Genomic DNA, 6,000 nt, shown 5'->3' on the forward strand with positions numbered 1-6,000 from the left:
GATTAATAATATGAAACAGAAAATCTTACCTGCTTCCTCAACTATGAAAGAATTCGAATCTTTTTTGCGAAGTCCTTACGAAATTGGTGTGTTTTTAGATATGCATATCGCTCAGTTACAACATATTAATTTGATGGCAAAGGAAAAAGGCAAAAAAATGATCTACCATGTTGACTTAATCCACGGCATAAAAAATGATGAATATGCTACTGAATACATTTGCCAAGAGTTCAAGCCATACGGTTTGATTTCAACCAAATCTAGTGTTATACAGAAGGCAAAGCAAAAAGGTGTTATTGCTGTACAAAGAATTTTCCTAATCGATAGTCACGCACTTGAAAAAAGCTATAAATTAATTGAAAAAACCCAGCCTGATTACATTGAAGTTCTGCCTGGTGCCATGCCTAAGATCATTGCAGAAGTGAAAGAAAGAGTAAAAATCCCCATCTTGGCTGGAGGATTAATTCGAACTTCTGAAGAGGTAAATGCAGCACTGTTAGCAGGAGCTGCCGCTATTACTACCTCCAAACGAGAGTTATGGGACTCTTTTTAATGTAAAATTTACTCTATTAATAACTTAAAAAAGTTATTGACACCGTTTTCATGCGATTATATAATTCAATTAACAAGTTAACAAAATGTGACGGAGATAAGGAGATTCACGCAGAAACCCTTTATGAGGGTTATTTCTGACGTGAATCTCTTTTTTTTCGTTTCTAAATGGACTTGGAAGAAATATTTAAAACATAAGGGGAATGAAAAAATGACACCATTTGTTGGAGAAGTGATTGGAACGATGATTCTAATCGTATTTGGAGCAGGAATTGGAGCAGGTTCTTCTTTAAAGAAGTCCTACTCTAATAATGCTGGATGGATTGTAATCACGCTAGCTTGGGGACTAGCGGTTACAATGGCCGTTTTAGCAGTAGGTAGTATTAGCGGAGCCCATCTGAATCCTGCAGTAACCATTGCATTAGCGATAAACGGCAGTTTTCCTTGGTCAGAAGTACCGGGTTACATTGCCGCTCAAATGATAGGAGCCATTTTAGGTTCAATCATTATCTTTTTACACTATTTACCTCATTGGAAAGAAACAGAGGATCCGGCAACCAAACTTGGCGTGTTTGCGACAAGTCCGGCAATTCCACACACATTTTCAAATCTTATAAGTGAAATAATTGGTACTTTTGTTCTTGTTCTCGGTCTATTATTTATCGGTGCAAATAAATTCACTCAAGGATTAAACCCGCTTGTTGTAGGATTATTAATAGTAGTCATTGGTATGTCTTTAGGCGGAACAACAGGTTATGCTATCAATCCTGCTAGGGATTTAGGACCTCGAATTGCGCACTTCCTACTGCCAATACCGGGAAAAGGTAACTCCAATTGGGGATATTCATGGATTCCAGTTGTTGGTCCGATTTTGGGAGGAAGCCTTGGAGCCGTATTTTATAAAGCTATCTTTTTAGGAGAGGTTACAAGTGCTTTATGGATTGTTTTAGCAATAAATGTTGTTATATTATTTCTTGCACTTTATACTAGTAAAAATCAGTCAAACAATATAAGAAGAACGAATCAAGTAGCATAATATATTACTGGGAGGAGATTAGTAATGGAAAAATATATTTTATCTTTAGATCAAGGAACAACAAGTTCAAGAGCAATAATTTTTAATAAAAATGGGGAAATTGTTCACTCAGCACAAAAAGAATTTACACAATACTTTCCAAATCCGGGATGGGTGGAACATAATGCAAATGAAATCTGGGGATCTATTCTTTCAGTTATTGCAGAAGTACTATCAGAATCAGCCATTAAGCCTGAACAAATTGCTGGGATTGGGATAACAAATCAGCGTGAAACGGCGGTAGTTTGGGATAAAGAAACAGGTATGCCTGTATATAATGCCATTGTTTGGCAATCACGACAAACCAGTGAAATTTGTGAAGAGTTAAAAGGAAAAGGCTATAATGACCTATTTCGGGAAAGGACAGGACTATTAATTGATGCTTACTTTTCCGGAACAAAGGTAAAATGGATCCTTGATCATGTTGATGGCGCACGAGAAAAAGCGGAACAAGGGAAATTGTTATTTGGAACAATCGATTCTTGGTTAATTTGGAAGCTATCCGGAGGCCGAGCACATGTAACTGATTATTCAAATGCTTCAAGGACATTAATGTTCAATATCTACGATTTAAAGTGGGATGATGAATTATTAGACATATTAGGTGTACCAAAATCCATGCTCCCTGAAGTGAGACCATCATCTGAAATTTATGCACAGACCGTAGATTTTCATTTCTTTGGTAAACAAATACCAATTGCGGGGGTTGCCGGCGATCAACAGGCAGCGCTTTTTGGGCAAGCATGCTTTGAAGAGGGAATGGCTAAGAATACCTACGGTACAGGCTGCTTTATGTTAATGAACACCGGGGAGAAAGCGGTTCGCTCTGAGCATGGATTATTAACAACCCTAGCCTGGGGATTAAATGGAAAAGTAGAGTATGCATTGGAAGGAAGTATTTTTGTCGCTGGTTCTGCTATTCAGTGGCTTCGTGATGGGTTAAGGATGTTTAAAGATGCAAAGGACAGTGAAGTCTATGCGACTAAGGTGAATTCTACAGATGGAGTTTATGTTGTCCCAGCTTTTGTAGGTTTAGGTACGCCTTATTGGGATAGTGATGTTCGAGGGGCTGTGTTTGGATTAACACGCGGAACAACAAAGGAACATTTCGTACGCGCGACGTTAGAGTCACTTGCCTATCAAACAAAAGATGTATTGGCTGCGATGGAAGCAGACTCTGGAATCGAACTTAAAACTCTTCGTGTTGATGGTGGGGCTGTTAAAAATAATTTCCTAATGGAATTCCAAAGTGATATCTTGGATGTTCCAGTGGAAAGACCGGTTATAAATGAAACAACGGCATTAGGAGCAGCCTATCTGGCAGGACTAGCTGTCGGCTACTGGGAAAGCCAAGAGGAAATTGCCAAGCAATGGGCTGTTGACCGCCAATTTTCACCACAGATGAATGAAGACAATCGTACCCAATTATATAACGGGTGGAAAAAAGCAGTGAATGCAACCATGGCTTTTAAATAAAATAATTTTCTAATTACTTATTTTGTGTTATACTGAATACAAGTTAATAATTGGCAGGAGAAGTCGGAGAGACCACAAAAACATTATCATTTTGATAATGTCTTTTGTGGTCTCTTTTTATTTCCTCTGAAAAAATCCATCATACTATACAATCAGGAGGAGTAAATCATGCAATTTTCAAACCTAAATCGACAAGAGTTTGTTAACAAATTTAAATCGGAAGTTTTCGATGTTTTAGTCATTGGTGGAGGAATAACAGGAGCTGGGATTGCTCTGGATGCGCAAACGAGAGGAATGAAAACAGCTCTTGTGGAAATGCAGGACTTTGCAGCAGGAACCTCAAGCAGGTCCACTAAATTAGTTCATGGAGGCCTAAGATACCTAAAGCAATTTGAAGTCAAAATGGTTGCAGAAGTTGGAAAAGAAAGAGCGATTGTTTACGAAAATGGCCCACATGTAACGACGCCTGAATGGATGTTATTACCTATTCATAAAGGTGGAACATTTGGAAGGTTTAGCACTTCCATTGGTCTTCGTGTGTATGATTTCTTAGCAGGTGTTAAAAAATCAGAATGGCGAAAGATGCTATCATCACATTCCACATTAGCTAAAGAGCCTCTTATTAAACAGGCAGGATTAAAGGGTGGCGGTTATTATGTTGAATACCGTACAGATGATGCGAGATTAACAATTGAGGTTATGAAGGCGGCAGTTGAAAAAGGAGTCCTTGCTTGTAACTATACAAAGGTATCAAAGCTTCTTTATGAAAATGGTCAGGTTATCGGAGCGTTGATCCAAGATCAATTAACAGGAGAAATGTACCAAATACATGCCAAAAAGATTGTCAATGCTGCGGGCCCTTGGGTGGACCAGATTCGTGAAATGGATCAATCAAAAAAAGGCAAGGTCTTACAACTTTCTAAAGGAGTCCACTTGGTGATTGACCAATCACGCTTTCCATTAAAACAAGCCATCTATTTTGATACACCAGACAAACGTATGGTATTTGCGATCCCACGTGACGGTAAGACCTATGTTGGAACAACAGATACCTTCTATAATGAAGATGCAGTAAACCCTTCTATGACAGAAAGTGATCGCAGTTATATTTTAAATGCCATTAAATATATGTTCCCTGAAGTGAAAATAAGTGAAAAAGATGTGGAGTCAAGTTGGGCAGGAGTTCGTCCGCTTATTTACGAGGAAGGAAAGAATGCTTCAGAAATTTCTAGGAAAGATGAAATTTGGGAATCGAATTCAGGATTGATCACCATAGCTGGTGGTAAATTAACAGGTTATAGAAAAATGGCTGAAACAGTGGTTAATTTATTAGCTGAAAAATTTAAATCAGAAGCAGGTAGAAGTTTTAAAACGTGTCAGACAAAGTATCTTCCAATTTCAGGTGGTGATGTTGGAGGATCAAAACAATTTCCTTCATTTATTACTAAAACAGTGAATAAAGGTTTGGAAATTGGTCTTACCAAAGATGAAGGTGAGGCGTTAGTTAAAATATATGGATCAAATAGTAATATAGTATTTGAATTGTTGAATCATCATATGTCAGATGCTGAAAAATATCAACTGCCTAAAGTGTTATTTGCAAAGTTACTTTATGCCATTGAATATGAAATGGTTGCTACACCAATTGATTTCTTTAACCGACGTACGGGAGCGATTTTATTTGATATTCAAACCGTAAAAGAATGGAAGAAGCAAGTAATCGCATATTTAGCTGACCGGTTTCATTGGTCTGAACAAGAGAAATACAAATATTTAACCTCAGTAGATGAAGCATTAAAAGCGGTTGTTACTCCTGTAGATCAACCTGAACCATACCAAAAAGCGGGAAATGATAATTAATTGAAAAGCTACAGAATTAATTTATAATATAGAAATAATAAGCCTCCTTGCTGAGTTGGAAACTCCAAAAAGCAAGGAGGTTTTTGAACTTATTACAAAAAGGTAGCTATGCAAGCTACCTTTTTTTGTAATTATATCTGAATTAAGAAACCTTATTACTTTCTATATATGTTTCAAAAGCTGGATGAAATTCTTTTTGATAATGCTGTTCCGGACATGATTTAATGACAATCGATTTTAACGTATTGGAGTTCTTTGTTTCTAATACTTTATTACATTTTGGACAATGTTCCTTAAAAAGATTTTTAAATAAACGCATATCCAGCCTCCTATCCCATTAATTCCTATAATTATACTGTGAATTATACAGTATTATTGTTAATTTACAATAGATATAGATTATTTTTATTTTATGATGGGTAAAAAATAATGGTGAATATTGATATGCAACAATAACCACAAAAGGATGATAAAAATGATTGATTATACGATTTTTACGAAGAAAAACATGGAAGAGGCAATTCAGAGTCTAGAGGAAAGCTTAAAGGAAGAAAAATTCGGTGTTTTGTGGAAGTTTGACATTAAGGAAAAGCTTCAGGAAAAAGGTCTGGAATTTGAAAAAGAGTTTAAAGTTCTCGAAGTGTGTAATCCTCATGAAGCACAAAGAGTATTAAGTGAAAATGAAATGGCGGGATATTTTTTGCCATGTAAAATAGTTGTTTATGAGGATAATGGGCAAACGAAAATCGGGATGCCTAAACCTACTGCTCTCATAAACCTTCTAAATAATGAAACGCTGAAACAAATTGCTAAAGACATCGAAGAACGTTTAATGAGATGTATCGATAAAAGTATTTGATCAAGAAAATCATGATTAAAATCTTAAACCATATTCTAATGCCTAGACCGCTATAAAAAAGCGGTCTTTTTATAAGTGTGCCAGGCATGGCAACTATCTAGGTGGTGAAAGTCCACTGTGGGGGTACACATCGACCAACCGCTAAGGAAGCGCAAGATACTTACCGTGAGGTAAGGGC

6 protein-coding genes are annotated in these 6,000 nt (G+C 36.8%); 5 read left to right on the top strand and 1 reads right to left on the bottom strand.

Annotated features, from left to right (window positions below; genetic code table 11):
• The first annotated feature begins 10 nt into the window (after window positions 1-10).
• The 4 genes from CVD27_RS11690 (at window position 11) to CVD27_RS11705 (ending at window position 4,963) form a co-directional block, all read left to right on the top strand.
• Window positions 11-553: a glycerol-3-phosphate responsive antiterminator gene (locus CVD27_RS11690; protein WP_101648078.1), complete on the top strand. Its 543-nt coding sequence runs from the start codon at window positions 11-13 to the stop codon at window positions 551-553.
• Window positions 554-763: 210 nt separating this feature from the next.
• Window positions 764-1,588 (top strand): MIP/aquaporin family protein, encoded by an 825-nt coding sequence (locus tag CVD27_RS11695; protein ID WP_101648079.1) that lies wholly within the window; start codon window positions 764-766, stop codon window positions 1,586-1,588.
• Between the two features lie 24 nt (window positions 1,589-1,612).
• The gene (glpK, locus tag CVD27_RS11700; protein WP_101648080.1) at window positions 1,613-3,103 is read left to right on the top strand and encodes a glycerol kinase GlpK; all 1,491 of its coding nucleotides are present in this window, start codon (window positions 1,613-1,615) and stop codon (window positions 3,101-3,103) included.
• Window positions 3,104-3,271: 168 nt separating this feature from the next.
• Window positions 3,272-4,963: a glycerol-3-phosphate dehydrogenase/oxidase gene (locus CVD27_RS11705; protein WP_101648081.1), complete on the top strand. Its 1,692-nt coding sequence runs from the start codon at window positions 3,272-3,274 to the stop codon at window positions 4,961-4,963.
• Between the two features lie 142 nt (window positions 4,964-5,105).
• On the opposite strand, the gene CVD27_RS28045 is transcribed toward CVD27_RS11705, so the two are convergent.
• A complete protein-coding gene (locus CVD27_RS28045; protein WP_180960239.1) occupies window positions 5,106-5,282 on the bottom strand; it encodes a hypothetical protein in 177 nt (58 codons plus the stop codon).
• A gap of 156 nt (window positions 5,283-5,438) precedes the next feature.
• Between CVD27_RS28045 and CVD27_RS11710 the strand changes: the two genes are divergently transcribed.
• The gene (locus CVD27_RS11710; RefSeq protein WP_101648082.1) at window positions 5,439-5,822 is read left to right on the top strand and encodes a DUF302 domain-containing protein; all 384 of its coding nucleotides are present in this window, start codon (window positions 5,439-5,441) and stop codon (window positions 5,820-5,822) included.
• The last annotated feature ends 178 nt before the right edge of the window (window positions 5,823-6,000 follow it).

The organism is Neobacillus cucumis, from assembly GCF_002860255.1.
Taxonomy (GTDB): Bacteria; Bacillota; Bacilli; order Bacillales; family Cytobacillaceae; genus Neobacillus; species Neobacillus cucumis_A.

Coding starts and splice junctions, on each gene's coding strand:
- CVD27_RS11690 (WP_101648078.1), top strand. CDS start 11: ATGAAACAGAAAATCTTACCTGCTTCCTCAACTATGAAAGAATTCGAA.
- CVD27_RS11705 (WP_101648081.1), top strand. CDS start 3,272: ATGCAATTTTCAAACCTAAATCGACAAGAGTTTGTTAACAAATTTAAA.
- CVD27_RS11710 (WP_101648082.1), top strand. CDS start 5,439: ATGATTGATTATACGATTTTTACGAAGAAAAACATGGAAGAGGCAATT.
- glpK (WP_101648080.1), top strand. CDS start 1,613: ATGGAAAAATATATTTTATCTTTAGATCAAGGAACAACAAGTTCAAGA.
- CVD27_RS28045 (WP_180960239.1), bottom strand. CDS start 5,282: ATGCGTTTATTTAAAAATCTTTTTAAGGAACATTGTCCAAAATGTAAT.
- CVD27_RS11695 (WP_101648079.1), top strand. CDS start 764: ATGACACCATTTGTTGGAGAAGTGATTGGAACGATGATTCTAATCGTA.